This window comes from Variovorax sp. Soil_C_17 (assembly GCF_057657265.1).
The window spans coordinates 1-15,680 of sequence record NZ_JBDGIT010000025.1 but is presented as its reverse complement, the minus strand read 5'-3'; the positions used below and the strand labels follow the sequence as shown (position 1 = coordinate 15,680).

The following is a 15,680-nucleotide window of genomic DNA, read 5'->3' as shown; positions in this document are numbered from 1 at the left end:
CGAGCAGCCAGGATGGCGTGGTCGTCGCCGGCATGACGTTGGGCCGGGCTGACGTAGCGAATGCCGCTGTGGCGATGGCGGCGCGCGTCAAGGTAGTAGTCGCCTCGTTTATGCAGCCAGCGGCTGTATATCTGATGCTCGCGAATGCGTCTGAACGATCGAGTCGCGTTCGGGGTTGAGCGTCACGGCGCCGATGGGCGACCAGTTGCGAGTGCGGCCAGACCAGCGAGCCGGGTTGATCTCACGAGCGCGGGTGTACAGCGCGTGGCGAGCAGCCAGGATGGCGTGGTCGTCGCCGGCATGACGTTGGGCCGGGCTGACGTAGCGAATGCCGCTGTGGCGATGGTCATGGTTGTACCAACGCACGAAGCCGGCGGCCCAGGTGCGTGCCTGCTCGAGATCAGCGAAGCCCTTGGACGGGAATTCCGGACGGTACTTGGCCGTGCGGAACAGTGCCTCGGCGTAGGCGTTGTCATCGCTCACGCGGGGTCGCGAGTACGACGGCTTCACGCCCAACCATTTGAGCATCGCCAGCACCGTGGTGGCCTTGAGCGTCGAGCCGTTGTCGCCATGCAGCACGGGCTTGGAGTCGAGTGTCGCGATGCTCTCGGCCAGCGCCGTGCGACGCACCAGATGCGCGGCATGGTCGGAGTCATCCGTGTCATGCACCTCCCAACCCACGATCTTGCGGCTGTACAGATCCAGAATCAGGTAGAGGTGGAACCAACGCCCGATCACGGTGGCCGGCAGGTAGGTCATGTCCCAGCACCAGACCTCGCGTGGTGCCGTGGCGATGTGCGTTGTGGGCGGGCGCGAGGCCTTGGGCGTCTTGGCGCGGCCACGGCGGGTGTTCTGCCCGTGCGCACGCAGCACGCGGCTGAAGCTGGACTCGCTGGCCAGGTAGATGCCCTCGTCGGCCAGCATGGGCACGATACGCGCCGGCGGCACTGCGGCGAAGCGCGGCTCGTTGGCCACGCCAAGCAGCTGCGCACGCTCGGCAACGCTCAAGGCATGGCTTGGCACGGGGCGCACGGCCTGCGGCCTGCCATCGCCCGTCACGAGGCCCTCACCGATCTTCCAGCGCTGCAGGGTACGCAACTCGATACCAGCGGTCGCGCAAGCCGTGCGTAGCCGCGCACCGGCGGCATGGGCAACGTCGATGTCTCGGGCCAGCGCCTGGCGATCTTCGAGGCCGATCATTCGTCCTCGCCTTTGTTGAAGATCGCCGCGACTTTTTTTGAAAGTACCAGCAGCGCCGCCGTCTCGGCCAGGGCCCGGTCCTTGCGCAGCAGGTCTCGTTCGAGCTCCTTGATGCGCTTCTTGTCTTGTCGCGTGGCCTGCGGGCTGGCCCGCGCTTCCTCGGGTTCGGCCAGCGCTGCCGTAGCGCTGGCGTGCCACTTGTCCAACTCTCCGGGGTAGACCCCGTGCTCGCGGCACCAAGCGCTCTTGCCGGCCTCGTCCATCGCCGCCGTGGTGATCACCGCCTCAAGCCGCGCGCGCGCAGTCCAGGCCCGCCCTCGGGCGGGCCTGGACTGCGCCTCCTCGCGCCAGCGCTCCAGCGTTCCCGCTCCAATGCCAACTTCCCGCGCAACCACTTCTACCGCTGCGCACTCCGGCGGCAGCAACCGTGCCACCGCCCTGTCCTTGAATGCTTGTCCATATCGAGCCACTACTGTCCTTCATCGCCGCCCCCAGGTTCTTGGTTCTATCGAGGCGACAACTATTGTGACGCGGGGGGATGGTCATGGTTGTACCAACGCACGAAGCCGGCGGCCCAGGTGCGTGCCTGCTCGAGATCAGCGAAGCCCTTGGACGGGAATTCCGGACGGTACTTGGCCGTGCGGAACAGTGCCTCGGCGTAGGCGTTGTCATCGCTCACGCGGGGTCGCGAGTACGACGGCTTCACGCCCAACCATTTGAGCATCGCCAGCACCGTGGTGGCCTTGAGCGTCGAGCCGTTGTCGCCATGCAGCACGGGCTTGGAGTCGAGTGTCGCGATGCTCTCGGCCAGCGCCGTGCGACGCACCAGATGCGCGGCATGGTCGGAGTCATCCGTGTCATGCACCTCCCAACCCACGATCTTGCGGCTGTACAGATCCAGAATCAGGTAGAGGTGGAACCAACGCCCGATCACGGTGGCCGGCAGGTAGGTCATGTCCCAGCACCAGACCTCGCGTGGTGCCGTGGCGATGTGCGTTGTGGGCGGGCGCGAGGCCTTGGGCGTCTTGGCGCGGCCACGGCGGGTGTTCTGCCCGTGCGCACGCAGCACGCGGCTGAAGCTGGACTCGCTGGCCAGGTAGATGCCCTCGTCGGCCAGCATGGGCACGATACGCGCCGGCGGCACTGCGGCGAAGCGCGGCTCGTTGGCCACGCCAAGCAGCTGCGCACGCTCGGCAACGCTCAAGGCATGGCTTGGCACGGGGCGCACGGCCTGCGGCCTGCCATCGCCCGTCACGAGGCCCTCACCGATCTTCCAGCGCTGCAGGGTACGCAACTCGATACCAGCGGTCGCGCAAGCCGTGCGTAGCCGCGCACCGGCGGCATGGGCAACGTCGATGTCTCGGGCCAGCGCCTGGCGATCTTCGAGGCCGATCATTCGTCCTCGCCTTTGTTGAAGATCGCCGCGACTTTTTTTGAAAGTACCAGCAGCGCCGCCGTCTCGGCCAGGGCCCGGTCCTTGCGCAGCAGGTCTCGTTCGAGCTCCTTGATGCGCTTCTTGTCTTGTCGCGTGGCCTGCGGGCTGGCCCGCGCTTCCTCGGGTTCGGCCAGCGCTGCCGTAGCGCTGGCGTGCCACTTGTCCAACTCTCCGGGGTAGACCCCGTGCTCGCGGCACCAAGCGCTCTTGCCGGCCTCGTCCATCGCCGCCGTGGTGATCACCGCCTCAAGCCGCGCGCGCGCAGTCCAGGCCCGCCCTCGGGCGGGCCTGGACTGCGCCTCCTCGCGCCAGCGCTCCAGCGTTCCCGCTCCAATGCCAACTTCCCGCGCAACCACTTCTACCGCTGCGCACTCCGGCGGCAGCAACCGTGCCACCGCCCTGTCCTTGAATGCTTGTCCATATCGAGCCACTACTGTCCTTCATCGCCGCCCCCAGGTTCTTGGTTCTATCGAGGCGACAACTATTGTGACGCGGGGGGCACTGCAGATCGTCTCGATCTGGGCATGGGCCAAGCGCATGAACGGATGACGGCACAGCCAACGCAGCGACGGCTGCCAACTCGGCAAAGACGAGCATTAATGCTCGCGCTCGCAAACTGTTGCCAAGCCCCGCATGCAGAACACGTATGAAGTTCATAGCTCATCGGCAACGGAGACGGCCAAGGCGGCCATGCGCGCCATCCTACTCCGCAGCGGGTCACCAGAAAGTACCTGAGCACAATGTTGCAATGTTGATGCGCAGCTTCTTGACCCGTGCCCCGCGAAAGGCCACGAGAAGCCCGCGTGGTCGCAAGCGGGCTTTGGAATGAAGTCGTCAGTCGGAGGGCCTAAGTCCTTTCCAGATTCGATTCAAAATTGGCGAGGGCAAATCCGAAACGCTGCCCGCAGGCTCGCAACATTCGCAACTACCTCGTCGAGTGCGTTCATTCAATCTTCATCGAAGACCACCTTGGCCTCGTCTCGGATGGCAACCAGCTCGCCGCGCGCTGGTGCGTGCTGCTCGAACAGTTCGTTCAGGTTGATTCGCCGATCACGCATCGCGATGGTCTTGGGCTGCGCCGTCGCGCGACTGCCCTCGTTTTCAAAGCGTTGTGCCGCTGCCCACCCGGATCACCTCGCCGGACTCTACGTCCAGCACCATCCGCGTCATCACCACCTCCCGGTCGCGGCAAATTTTTGCTCGCCGAGCTCGCATTGAACTGCTTCCCGTGTGCGGTTTCACGCAGCATGTAGCCAGTGAAGCTTAGGAAAGTGTTGAAGGTCTGGCCCGCTCGCGAGGTTATTATCACCGTCGCATAACGAACTCCATTGCCCGCCAACTCCAAATCGATGAACTCGCAGACGCCATGGTTGCCGCCGCCAATGTAGCGAAGGGCGCCAGAGAATCCGACCTGCCGATCAAGCGCGCATTTGTCGACGACACGTGATCGATCTTCCACCATGCGCTGTCGTACAGGGCCGCGACAGGTCGACGTCGATCATCCGAAAGTCTCCGACCCCGCCCAGAGTACGAATAGACGAACGAATTCTGGGTCCGCGGGACTGTTCGCCGCGGGAGTTTGCCATCTTTGATGGAGGACCCGGAGCCGCGAAGACACGATCTCCCGAGGCCTTTCGCTGCGTGAGCACTTCTTCCAAGTACTGTACTGTCAGGAGGCGCGAGACTATGGGCGGGCCACAGGAGGCTGCGTGCCTTGAAACGGATCGGGCAAGAGACGGCGAAGTACTCGTGCGAGTTCCATGGCGGCAGCCCTTGTACCCGTGGCGTTTGGGTGCATCGTCCCGTCAAAGTCCCCTTGGTGCCGGCATGAATCCTCTGCAAAGACGTAGTACGAACCCCTTGAGCAATAACCGTGACCCTCGAATTGCTTCGCAATGTTGTCGCCCAGCGTCCAACGGAAGTTTTGGGCAGCAGCCGCGATCTCGCTGTTTAGTAAAAAGCTCATCGTCGCGAGGTTTTGCGCTTCAGCGAAACTGATGTCGTACCCACCCGGCTGAGTAAACACCCCGCAGGATGCGCTAAAAACCGGCGGAAACCCTTCGGGCCTGTCACCCATCGCTTCGATTGGAGAAGTAAAAAACAATGACCCTGGGTATTCAGAAAGTACGACGTTTTGCACCTTCAATCGATTGGCGATCTCTGAGCGCACTCTGGGATAGCCCGTGTCGAAACTCCTTAGGCTGACGAGTTTTTGGGCAAATCTATCAACGACTCCTGGTGCATCAAGTCCACCGCCGACGTCCAAGGTCCCCTCGTTCAGGACAAAATCCGACAAGGTGGTGCTGAAAAGAACGTCATTAACGCCGATCGATATGTGAAGCACGTCAATTTTTGTTTCTCCAAGTACCTCCTCAATTTTCGCAATTTGCTCCAACAAGTCTTGATCACCATTGGTCGACGTGGTTATCACAGCGCCTGATTTGGCGAAGCTGAGAAACGCGATATATGGCCACTCTCGTAGCAGCTCTCTTGCCGCTTGTGCTGGTGCTGATCGCAAGGATCGGTGGTCCCGTTCATCGAACCATTGCGGTTGTCGGATCATCCTGGGTCTGACTTCACCTTTTGACGCCATCATCACGGTGGTGTGTCTGTGGCAATCACGCCCCCACGCGGGGTTCAATGTATTGTCCGGAGCTGCTTCTCCTGGCACATCCGGATTCCCCTCACCGGATGCAAAAGAATCGCCGATTGACACGATTACCGGCACCGTGCGAGGAATAGCCGCTTCCGCAGAAGCTGTATGCAAAACCTGTTGGCCAGCAATTGCTTCAAATAGAATTTCGTAACGCGCAACAACAGCACCTCCAACTACCATTTGTCCGCTAGTTGACGGCGATATGGAGAAAGTCCATTCGTTTTGTGATACGACTATAGGTCGCGGACGCGGTATGCATTTAGATCCGACGCGGGGCGTGTATCTCGAGAATGTTTTCGTGACGCTACTCACGATATATGGGCGGTTTGTGAGCGGATGACGTCCCCGCAAACTCCACCTGAAAGCAGTGACTCCCGGTGGAGGAACTGTCACAGTCAGATCTGCGCAGCGCCCACCGTCCTCTATACTCTCCTGCGGTACAACCTGCCTCGGGAGCCCGCCGACCGTTACTTCGATCGGCCGGGTTCTCGCCTGCGTAATTACTTCTCGGACCCAACTGGCTCGATAGGTATGTTCTCTAGCGTTGTAGCCGCTTCGAAAATCGTTTATATATGAGACGTTTAAAGATAGGGGTTGCGCATGGACAATCAACGGAACAAGTCCAACTGCAGTGAATGCGATTGCTCGAAAAGCGTTGATTACTGACATACGCGCCCCTTTTTGAAGATGGCACCAGCCAAGTCGATAGACCCAACGCGCTTCTAGGTTGTGGCAGGTCGACCACGCACCACAGCATAAACAACCAATCAAGTTTAGTACTGACCTCGAGCTAGGTCAATGTGTACGAATCTGTGCAGCCTCGTATTGACGAGATGGCATCTGCGCTTTGGATGCAATCCAGACCCGTGGGTGCATACGCCAAGTCTGCGCGGCGCAGATCTCCGGGACCGAAGCAAAAAAGGGCGTCATCGTCCGCCTAGGGGATGCAAATTCCCATGCCCGGGAGCACACTGAGGCTGAGCGCCCCAGGCAAGGTCGACGAGGCGGAGCGAAGGAGATCGCTGATGCGGGTTTGTTCATTGGCAGGTGTGCTGCTCTTTTCGGCGACATTCGGGGCGATGGCTGTCGAGTACGACCTGTGCGCACGCGGTGTAGGCGAGACGTTTAGTCGCACGACACACGTTCGGCTCTCTGTCCAAGGCCCCGCCTTGGGATCGAGCCGTGACAGGCTCGCCGCGCAATGGGTCAATCATCTCGTCTGGCAAGGCCGTGCCCAGGAGGTGTTTGTCGAAGACTTTGACGAATCACTGTGCAGCGCGTCACTGGGGGAGTTGCGTCTTTTCTCCGTGTCCATCACACAAGTCGAACTGAACGCGCTGTCCGCAGAATTCAGCCGCGGCAACAACGACAGATCGCCGACGGCCGATGCGGTTGGAGATCGTGCCAAGGTCAGCGTCAAAGAGCGCCCCCCCGCGTCGGGTATCGCAGCCGCTGATCTGCTCGTGCGAATCTACTTTGCCACCAACCGCAACGACTCGGGCAAAGCGGACCCGGCGCAGCGCTACGGCAACGATCGCAGTGACGCCGTGTCTTTCGGCACCGTGGTCGTCTCGATCCCGAAACAACATGAAATGGGCATGTTGGAGACGCCATCGATACTCAAGCTGGAATTCCGGAACGACGCCGAGAAGCACGTTCTCTTGAAGGAGATGCAACCACTGCTACTCGACGCGTGGCGCGAAGAATTGCGCAAGCGGGCCGTCAGCTTCGGCCGGCCCGGCGTGCTGCTGTTCATCCACGGGTTCAACTCGAGTTTTTCACAGGCAGCCATTCGAACTGGCCAATTGGCTTACGACTTGGGATTTCCGGGCCCGACCGTCTTCTTCTCATGGCCGTCCCGCGGCAGTCTCGTTCCCTATCCTGCCGACGAGCAGGCTGCGGAATGGGCGGTCATGGATCTGAAGTCCGTGCTCGCGGAACTGGCCGATCTTCATCCCGGTGCCCCCGTGTATGTCATCGCACACAGCATGGGAAATCGCGTTCTCACTCGAGCGTTCGTCAAGCTTCTCGAGGATGCCGGCACGCAGTCGAAGCGCAGGCAGTTCAGGGAAATTGTTCTGGCTGCCCCCGATATCGATGCGGCCGTCTTCAAGCGGGAGATTGCCCCGCTGATGCTGGGTGTCGGGCCGCGCGTCACGCTTTACGCATCGAGCAACGACAAGGCGCTGGTGGCCTCGCGCACGGTGCATGGCAACTACCGGCGGCTCGGCGAAGGCGGAGACGCCATCACGGTGCTACCGGGCATGGACTCCATCGATGCCAGCCACGTCGACACCGACCTGCTCGGCCATTCCTATTTCGGCGACAGCGGCACGGTCATGTCGGATCTCTTCTACCTGATCCGAACGCGCGCAGCGCCCAAAGACCGATTCAGGCTGGCGCCTGTCGGCTCGCCTTCGGGCAGTTATTGGCAGATCAAACCTTAACGGGACTGCATGCAGTCACCGCGAGATTCCCCCAGTAGCAATAGGCAGTGCATCGATCTGGAGGCTCTATGAGTGGAATCATGTGGAAGCGCAAGACTCCTGCACGCCGTGGTGCGATGCTCATAGCATTGCTCCTCTTGGCTCTCTCCTCGGCTCCAGTGCTCGCCCAACCCAGAGCGGGGTGCGCAAGCGCAACCGACTGCCGGCAAAAAGCCGAGCTGTTTGCTCGCAGGGCGATGGAACTGCGGCAGCAGCGGCAGGCCAAGGAGGAGCACTACCGTCAGGTCCAGCAGCGCATCGCACAACCCACGGCACCGAAGGAGGTATGCCGCGACACCCCCCAGGGCCGGATGTGCACTCGCGTGCAGCCCTCCACCATCGATGAACGGCCGCAGTTGAGGGAGGAAATCGACCGCCTTTCGCAAGCTGAGAACGACGCGCTCAACCAAGCCAATTCGTTCAACGGGCAGGCACGTGCCTTCGGTCAGCGGAGTGAACCAACGAGTTCGCCATATCCAATGCCGCCGCCCCGCGGTGAACGGCAGACGTCGCCGGTTGGCAAGGACTGCTTCATTGCCACCGCAGCCTACGGGAGTTCCATGGCGGAGGAGGTCGTGGTGCTGCGCGACTTCAGGGACCGGCATCTGCTCGACAGTGCGCTTACCCGCTCCTTCGTGGATTTCTACTATCGGAACTCCCCTCCACTGGCCGACTACATCGCGTCCCATGAATACGCGCGGACCGCCGCGAGGGCTGTATTGCGTCCTCTGATTTTTTCAATCAAACATTCGAGGGAGGTCGGGTCGGGATGTGTACTTGTACTCGCGGCAGCCCTTCTTTGCGCGATCGGACGACGATGGAGATCCAGATGGCCCCGACGTTGATGCCCCGTGCCTGGCGACGCTGTCTGCACGTAGCCGCTTGGATTTTCTGTTGCGCTTCGTTCTCGGGATGCACGGGCGCCCTGCACCGGCATTCGACCTCGGCGCAAATTCAAGTTCTGCTTGATAGCGGAGCGTCACACCACGACGCAGGCGAGTACGCGGATGCACTTGCGGACTTCAGTGCGGCAATCTCAGCCACCGACAGTTCGATCGGCGCCCTGCAGAGCGCTGACATTCACTACCGAATTGGACGCACGCAGTCCATGCTGCATCAGTACGACGAAGCGCTGGCATCGTTTCATCGCGCACTCGAGCTTGTCAGAAACAGTGCTGTGCCCTCTCATTACGAAGCCGCGGTGCTGCATGCCGCTGCCGAGGTACATCAGACGCGCGAGGAGACGAGCGTGGCGCAGCGGCTGTATGAAGAAGCCCTGGCAATTCGCCGGGCGACGCACGACCGACTGGGGGAAGCGCGAACACTGGCAGGCCTCGCCTCCATTTCCATTGACCAAGGTCGCTATGAGCGCGCGGTGGCGCTGTATCAGAGCACTCGGTCGATCCTGGAAGACGACGGGCTGGGCAGCGCGCGGGACGTCGGTGCGGTCCTTGTCAGCATGGGATCACTCTACACCTACCTGGGCCAATACACCGAAGCGCTGTCCCTGAACGAGAAAGCTGCGGTGGTCTACGGTGCGGCGAATGACCGAAGTGGCGTTGCCATTGCATTTCACAACATAGGCTTCGCCCAATATCAGAACCACGATTACGTTGCGGCAGCACAGGCCTTTGAATCTGCATTGGCCCACCGGGGCACCAACGACGCCCTCGGCCGAGCCAAGACGCTCAACAATCTTGGCCTCACGCACGTCAAGGCCGGCGCTGCTCGCCAGGGCCTGGACGCACTGATTCAAGCAATGGGCATTTCCGGAACCCTCGGCGACGAGAAGAGTGCAGCCGCCACGCTCGACAGCATCGGCAGCGCATACCAAGCCCTGAACGACACTGCGAAAGCCCTCGACAGCTTCCGAAGCAGTCTCCTGATGTCGCGCCGCCTTGCCTACAAGGAGGGCGAGCGCGTCACCCTTGCCAATCTGGGTGCACTGTATCGAGAACGCGACCAACCCCTGCTTGCCATCTTCTACTTAAAGTTGGCGGTCAACGTGTCGCAGGAACTGAGGGCCGGGACCGGTGGACTCGATCGCGAACTCCAAAGAACATTCACCACCCGGGTAGAAGACAGCTATCGAACCTTGGCAGAGTATCTGATCGAGGCTGGTCGGCTGCCGGAGGCCGAGCAGGTCCTGGCGATGTTGAAGGAGTACGAGCACTTTGAGTACCTGCGCCGCGACAGAACGGACGATCCGCGTAGCACGCGCATCGCGCTCTCGAACTGGGAGCAGCAACTTGCCGAACTGCTGGATCAGAACGCTGCAAGACTTGTAGCCGTCCAGTCAGACCTGGCGGCACTTGGCCAACGCCTGGGGGACACGGCAGAAGAGCGACGCAGGAGGCAGGAACTTCGCGAACGGCTGGGCATGGAAAGTACCCGTCTGGACGAACTGATCGCTCAGATGGTGCGGAGCACCGACGCGCCGAGTACGGATTGGTCGGTGACCAGCGTGACTCAATCTGCCGGCACGCTTTCCAATTTGCTGACCCACCTGCACGCCGTTACGGGCGCTCGCCCGGCAGTCGTCCATTTCCTGCCTTCCGTGAGCACCACCAACATCCTTGTCGTCACGAAGGACGGCTACTTTGTGGTCAAGGGGGACCTCAAGGACAAGGAAATCAACGTGCTCAACACCCGCCTTCGGCATGCAATCAGGCATCGCGAACCCGGTTACCGTGAAGTAGCCGCCCAGCTCTATGAGGCCCTCTTCGCGCGCATCGAAGCACACCTCCACGTGGCCAAGGTGGACATGCTGATGTTGTACTTGGTGGATGCACTTCGGTACTTGCCGTTCGCAGCACTGTATGACGCCAAGGACGGCAAGCATCTCGTGGAGAAATACAGTCTCAGTATCTACACGGCGGCCGCGCCAATGGGTCTCAAGGATGCCGCCACGGAACAATGGTCTGCGGCAGCTCTGGGCGTGAGCAAACCGGTGCCGGGCTTCGATCCGCTGCCATCGGTCGAACTGGAACTCGCCAGCATCGTGCGTGATCGGAAGGACTCGACGTCCGTTGGCGTCCTCGCAGGCGATCGCTACCTGAATGAACAATTTACTCGTCAGCAGTTGTTGAGCCTGCTTGACGACCATCAACATCACCCGGTTATCCACTTGGCGACGCATTTCAAGCTGGCGCCGGGCAGCCAGGACGCTTCGCTGCTGCTCCTCGGTGACGGTGAGGAGATTTCACTCAACGAGATCAGGGCAGACCAAGGGATCAAGCTGGGCGGATACGACCTGGTCACTCTCTCAGGTTGCGAAACTGCGCTGGGCGGCGGTGTCAATGGCGTGGAGGTCGAAAGCCTCGGCGTTACACTGCAATTTAAGGGTGCGAAGGCCGTACTCGCGACGCTCTGGAACGTGCAGGACGCCGGCACAGCGAACCTGATGGGCGAGTTTTATCGCGTCCGCGGCGAACGGCGCAAGAATTCCAAGGCGCAAGCGCTGCGCCAAGCCCAGCTCACGCTGTTGCGTGGCGACATCAGGGCAAATGATCGATCGATCGACCTGAGACATCCCTTCTATTGGGCCCCCTTTGTGCTGTTGGGCAATTGGATGTGATGCCGGAAGGTCGCATCCGTTCAGTTCCGCGCCGGAGGTCGCGTTGCGGCGGGCTTCGGGGTAAAACCAGGGTAAGCAGACAGTCAACACACGTTGAAGTCGAGGAGCGGACTCGCCAGCATGGTGTGCATCTAAGCTAGATGGACATCTATGGATTTCAGGAAGCTTCCTCGCCGGCGCCACAGCCCGGAATTGAAGAGCGCCGTCGTGGCCGCGTGCAAGGAACCCGGCGCCTCTGTAGCGGCCATCGCGCTGGCGCACGGACTGAACACCAATCTCGTGCACGGGTGGCTGCGGCGGGCGCGCGCCTCTGCAAGCGCGGCAAGTCCGACGGTGCTCGGTGAGTTCGTTGCGTTGTCGTTGCCTGCGGCGCCGCCGCCGCCACAGCCGCCGTCCGAGGCTGCAGTGCCTTTGCCGGACATCCGTATCGAGCTGCAGCGCGGCCCGACGACGATTGCCGTGAGTTGGCCGATGGCCGCCGCCAGCGAATGTGGCGAGTGGCTGCGCCAGTGGTTGAAGTGAAGGCCGCGCTTGTTCGGATTGACGCGGTGTGGTTGGCGACGGCACCGCTGGACATGCGCGCCGGCACCGATACCGCGTTGGCGCGTGTCGTGAAGGTGTTCGGCGCGGCACGCCAGCACCATGCCTACCTGTTCTACAGGGACTTCCCACGTCGTCAAGTGATGTGGATCTCCGGTTCTTCTTGCTGACGCATTCGGATGCTTGGAACGAGGAACAGACTGCTCATCTACAGCCGGGCTTGTTGCACTTGGTTGTGCGGCCCCAGATACCAACCGTGCAGCAGGGCTCCTTCCAACATCATCCGCACCGCCGCAGCCACGGAAACGCCCGTTCGCCGGCAGACCTCCTCCAGCCGCCGATGCACGAATCGGGGTATTCGAAATGCAAGCGTGGTGCTCTGGGATCGCTGGAATGGCGGAGATGTCATCAGCGGAGCTCGGGATGTTGCGAGCCTGATTTTGGCGCGGCTGATTCCGCTGCGGTCGATGTGTTCTCCTCTGTTCGTTGCCGGCCACCCCGAAGCACCTGCGCTGCTGCTCCTGAGGATGTAGGGAGACCGCGATTTCCCCCGCTCACGTGCATGAAGCACACCAACTCGATCGCCTGGCGAGTCCTAGTGAGTGCTACCAGATGAGTTGCCTTTGGGCTCATCGACCGACCCGTACACGCGGGCACGTCAGCCTTCCGAGCGCTGCCGCATGTAGACGAACCTGGAGACGTTCGTCGGGCTGCCAGGAGCCCCCACGAGCGACGAAGCTCCCGGCTGCCTCGACCGCTGCGCCTGCCGTCGGCGTCGGACTTTGCGGCATCCATGCCATAAAGTCCTCCACGCGCGCGAATCGCCGGAGGTTGAGCCGCTCCACAATCGAGAAGACCGTCGGTGTCGATATCAAGGACGCAGAACGTCTGGTGCACCACTTGGACGGGCTTGCGACCCACCACCCCGACGCCCAGATGCGCTTGGCGAACACGCTGGCCGGCGAAGTCCTGGATCCGGCAATCGTCTTCCTTGCGCAGCATGCGCATGAAGGCGCTGCCGGCCAACGCGTGCAAGGTGTCGTCATCCCGAAGAAGGAATATTCTGGAAGACAGGCCCATCTTCAGTCTCAGCCCTCACCGACGCCTCGGCCGGTCACGCAGATCCCAAAGGGTACCCTGCCAATTCGAGATTCGGCCTTCGAGGCCGCAGTTCGGGCAGATCCAGAGAATGGCATTGTCCCTAGCGACGCTGGCTTTGACCTCGGCCTTTTTGCACTTGAAGCATTTTGGCGCGGCTGGCGTTTTTCCCGTGACGCACGACGCATGGGCGACCCGATCGGTCTGAAATCGTGCCATCGCATGCGCAGCCCCCTTAGTGGGGCCGATGGCCCCGCGTGCATCGAGGAAGTGCCTGAGGTCGGTGATGTACATGCGCTTCGGTCGTCAGGGTCGGCGGAACATCAACTTGTTGGGGCATCTAGCCTTGATTGCGTTTGCGGTTCTCCTACGGCCTTCGCCGAAGCGCCGGCACCGGCAGGCGGTTCCTGGCGTGGCCCCTCGCCTCAATTCGCAGAGGACAGAACGCCCAGGTACGCAACCTCCCTTCCTCGTAGCCTAAGACGGCCTTCGGCCAACAGCGGAAGTTCGACACGGCCTCCCAGTTTTACTACAACACTGCCTCCCAACGGCTCGCCAACTGGCTACAGTCGGCCGTGAGTGATCCTCCGGCAGAGGTTCGCCGCTGTACTGTTTGGTTGGAGCTGAGCGAGGTTTTTGGCACACTGGCGCTTTTCCTTCGATAGAGAGGTACGTGTCATGGCAAAGCTGGCCGTCATCGGAACAATCGAGGTTCAACCAGGCGCTAGAGAAGAGGTCCTGCGGGCCGTCCTCGCTCACCGCGACCGATGTTTGAAGGACGAACTGGGCACCCTCCAGTTTGAAGTTCTAGTGCCGTCCGAGGACTCGGCGAAGCTCATGCTCTACGAGCTCTATGCTGACAAAGCCTCCTTCACAGCCCACATGCACGGCGCCAGCATGGCCAAGGTGCGTGAGGAAGTGGGAGCCAAGGTAGTAGGTCTTTCGGGTATCCCTTGCACCCCGGGGACGGAATTCTTTGGGTGAAGGCCCGGCGCGGCGAAGGCCGCATGCGGCCAAAAGATCCGGCAAGGCGCAGAAGTGCGCGTGCACACTGACCTTCGCACCGGCAACAATCGGTCATCACCCCGACGCGCACTTTGGCTCTTTGCGCGCTCGATGAGCTTCTGACAGACAGCACGCGGCCAGGAACCGGACCTTGGCCGCCGTCGCAGAATTCGCCTCAAAGCCGAACTTCACGGCACGAGGAAGCTGAAGGGCAAACGCGAGATTGGCAACGCGGATTTCATAGCAAGCAGACGTACAACATGACGCACCCCGTCGACGTGAATGCAGTAGAGCTTCGATTCAGGCGGCGAGCGGCCGTCGATGACCGTGTGCCCGACATGTTCGCCGACCTGTTCGGTCGTCTGAAAGCGGTCGCCTCTCTTGTCGCGAGTCCATTCACGGAGCCGCCCATCCTCGACCTCGGCGCAGGAGAAAGTGCCGCAGCGAACCTGACTCCGCTGCTTGTGGCGCAGTTCAGCGGTGCGGTTAGTTTCGCGTCTCGACTGCCGAAGGCCATCCGCGACCGCGCGGTTTCCGATGACGTACTGATCCTGCATATTCCCCGAGACCAAGCTGACACCCAGTTGCTGGCGCTTGAGGTATTTCCAGCCGTCATCGACGCATTTCAGCCATACCGAGCCTCTGCCGTCGCCGACATGGAAGAGGACCTAAACGACTTCGAGGCAATCTGCGAAGAGGCGCAAAGGACCGGGCGTGACGTGGACGGCCGCGACAGCGTGCTCAAGATTCAGCAGATTGACTTCTTCGACGATGAGCTTTGCAGACGGTCGTTCGGCAAGTCCGCGCAGGATGTCGCTCAAATCGTGTCAGGTCACGTCGCTTCAGCGCAGACGATAGGCAACGGCGTGCTGGTCACGCTGATGCCATCAACGCTCGCCGATGGAGAAGCCAACGAGCGCTCGAAGGCGGTTCTGAAGCTGTTGGGCGCCTGATGCTGCATGAGCGAGATTCAGCACTCGGCCACATCCGGACGTTCGACCGCGTCTCTCATTTATTGTAGCTTTCCGGTGGTCGCTGAAGCAAAAGGCCTCCATGGAACTTGACCAGGAGTACTTCAAGATGAGGGTTCTGCGAATCGTCGGTTTCATGGCTTTGCTGACCGCATCGCTTCCATCTTTGGGCCAACAACCTCGCCCCGAAGTGAAGGCCGACGTTCAAGGCGTTCTAACTAGCAAGGGGCGACCAATCGTCAACGCGAAAATCTCTGGATGCGGGGATTTCAGGAGTCGCGGGCGCGCACGGGGAGCCGGTTGCACGCAACCCTTTGCGGTCCGAACCGACCAATACGGTCAATTCTCTTTCGAGCAGAACACTGGGATTGCACCGCCGGAAGCACCTACCATCAACGACGCGGCTGCAAGCATCAGCGACCCAGGATTCGAGTACTGGTTCAACGTCGCATACTTGGGAAAGAGCGTTCAGATTTGGCACGGCGGCCGCGGTTGGGGTCGTACTCTTGTGCGAATGGAATGCGAACTTGCGCCGCCATCCAAGCCCGGTCGGCCCAATGACGGTTCGCTGAGAGCAGAGTGCAAAGTTGGTGAGGTCGCCGCGCGCTATCCGGGTGACACTGACTTCAGATCGACCCCGATCGACACTTCAAACTCCCCCACCCGTGGACACTCAAATTCCTCCAGGGCAGGACGAGGATTGCATTATTGA

General features: G+C 61.2%; 10 protein-coding genes and 1 pseudogene. 7 read left to right on the top strand and 4 right to left on the bottom strand.

Annotated features, from left to right (window positions below):
- Positions 1-108 precede the first annotated feature (108 nt).
- The 3 genes and pseudogenes from AC3A6Y_RS34425 to AC3A6Y_RS34415 all read right to left on the bottom strand — a co-directional run bounded on the left by AC3A6Y_RS34425 (position 109) and on the right by AC3A6Y_RS34415 (position 5,471).
- Positions 109-1,670, bottom strand: a protein-coding gene (locus tag AC3A6Y_RS34425; RefSeq protein ID WP_487872699.1) for an IS3 family transposase whose coding sequence is annotated in 2 segments (ribosomal slippage) — positions 109-1,241 and positions 1,241-1,670 — 1,563 coding nt in all. Because the reading frame shifts where the segments join, the coding sequence is not laid out codon by codon here.
- Positions 1,671-1,738: 68 nt separating this feature from the next.
- Positions 1,739-3,066, bottom strand: a pseudogene (locus AC3A6Y_RS34420) (IS3 family transposase); the annotation flags it as partial.
- Positions 3,067-4,319: 1,253 nt separating this feature from the next.
- Positions 4,320-5,471 (bottom strand): SGNH/GDSL hydrolase family protein, encoded by a 1,152-nt coding sequence (locus AC3A6Y_RS34415; protein WP_487872698.1) that lies wholly within the window; start codon positions 5,469-5,471, stop codon positions 4,320-4,322.
- 764 nt (positions 5,472-6,235) lie between these two features.
- Here AC3A6Y_RS34415 and AC3A6Y_RS34410 point away from each other — a divergent pair.
- The 5 genes from AC3A6Y_RS34410 (at position 6,236) to AC3A6Y_RS34390 (ending at position 12,064) form a co-directional block, all read left to right on the top strand.
- Entirely contained in the window at positions 6,236-7,738 is a 1,503-nt protein-coding gene (locus AC3A6Y_RS34410) for an alpha/beta hydrolase (RefSeq protein ID WP_487872697.1), read from the top strand.
- Between the two features lie 80 nt (positions 7,739-7,818).
- Complete coding sequence (locus AC3A6Y_RS34405; RefSeq protein ID WP_487872696.1) at positions 7,819-8,622, top strand: CFI-box-CTERM domain-containing protein; 804 nt, start codon at positions 7,819-7,821, stop codon at positions 8,620-8,622.
- Positions 8,607-11,354 (top strand): CHAT domain-containing protein, encoded by a 2,748-nt coding sequence (locus AC3A6Y_RS34400; protein ID WP_487872695.1) that lies wholly within the window; start codon positions 8,607-8,609, stop codon positions 11,352-11,354. The genes AC3A6Y_RS34405 and AC3A6Y_RS34400 overlap by 16 nt, the downstream gene beginning before the upstream one ends.
- Before the next feature lie 150 nt (positions 11,355-11,504).
- Entirely contained in the window at positions 11,505-11,876 is a 372-nt protein-coding gene (tnpA, locus tag AC3A6Y_RS34395; protein WP_487872694.1) for an IS66-like element accessory protein TnpA, read from the top strand.
- Positions 11,873-12,064, top strand: a complete 192-nt coding sequence (locus AC3A6Y_RS34390) for a transposase family protein (RefSeq protein WP_487872693.1) — start codon at positions 11,873-11,875, stop codon at positions 12,062-12,064. Before tnpA ends, AC3A6Y_RS34390 begins: the two co-directional genes overlap by 4 nt.
- A gap of 925 nt (positions 12,065-12,989) precedes the next feature.
- Here AC3A6Y_RS34390 and AC3A6Y_RS34385 read toward each other — a convergent pair.
- Entirely contained in the window at positions 12,990-13,286 is a 297-nt protein-coding gene (locus tag AC3A6Y_RS34385) for a hypothetical protein (RefSeq protein ID WP_487872692.1), read from the bottom strand.
- Between the two features lie 384 nt (positions 13,287-13,670).
- Here AC3A6Y_RS34385 and AC3A6Y_RS34380 point away from each other — a divergent pair, with 384 nt between their 5' ends.
- Both AC3A6Y_RS34380 and AC3A6Y_RS34375 read left to right on the top strand, forming a co-directional pair.
- The gene (locus AC3A6Y_RS34380) at positions 13,671-13,976 is read left to right on the top strand and encodes a putative quinol monooxygenase (RefSeq protein ID WP_487872691.1); all 306 of its coding nucleotides are present in this window, start codon (positions 13,671-13,673) and stop codon (positions 13,974-13,976) included.
- A gap of 281 nt (positions 13,977-14,257) precedes the next feature.
- Positions 14,258-14,950 carry a hypothetical protein gene (locus AC3A6Y_RS34375; protein WP_487872690.1) on the top strand — a complete coding sequence of 231 codons (693 nt, stop codon included), beginning with the start codon at positions 14,258-14,260 and terminating at the stop codon, positions 14,948-14,950.
- Positions 14,951-15,680 lie beyond the last annotated feature (730 nt).

What these genes read in the sequence shown, in the direction of transcription:
- AC3A6Y_RS34380 (WP_487872691.1), top strand. Translation starts at nt 13,671, where the DNA reads ATGGCAAAGCTGGCCGTCATCGGAACAATCGAGGTTCAACCAGGCGCT.
- AC3A6Y_RS34415 (WP_487872698.1), bottom strand. Translation starts at nt 5,471, where the DNA reads ATGGTAGTTGGAGGTGCTGTTGTTGCGCGTTACGAAATTCTATTTGAA.
- AC3A6Y_RS34385 (WP_487872692.1), bottom strand. Translation starts at nt 13,286, where the DNA reads ATGTACATCACCGACCTCAGGCACTTCCTCGATGCACGCGGGGCCATC.
- AC3A6Y_RS34400 (WP_487872695.1), top strand. Translation starts at nt 8,607, where the DNA reads ATGGCCCCGACGTTGATGCCCCGTGCCTGGCGACGCTGTCTGCACGTA.
- AC3A6Y_RS34375 (WP_487872690.1), top strand. Translation starts at nt 14,258, where the DNA reads ATGACGCACCCCGTCGACGTGAATGCAGTAGAGCTTCGATTCAGGCGG.
- AC3A6Y_RS34405 (WP_487872696.1), top strand. Translation starts at nt 7,819, where the DNA reads ATGTGGAAGCGCAAGACTCCTGCACGCCGTGGTGCGATGCTCATAGCA.
- tnpA (WP_487872694.1), top strand. Translation starts at nt 11,505, where the DNA reads ATGGATTTCAGGAAGCTTCCTCGCCGGCGCCACAGCCCGGAATTGAAG.
- AC3A6Y_RS34410 (WP_487872697.1), top strand. Translation starts at nt 6,236, where the DNA reads ATGCAAATTCCCATGCCCGGGAGCACACTGAGGCTGAGCGCCCCAGGC.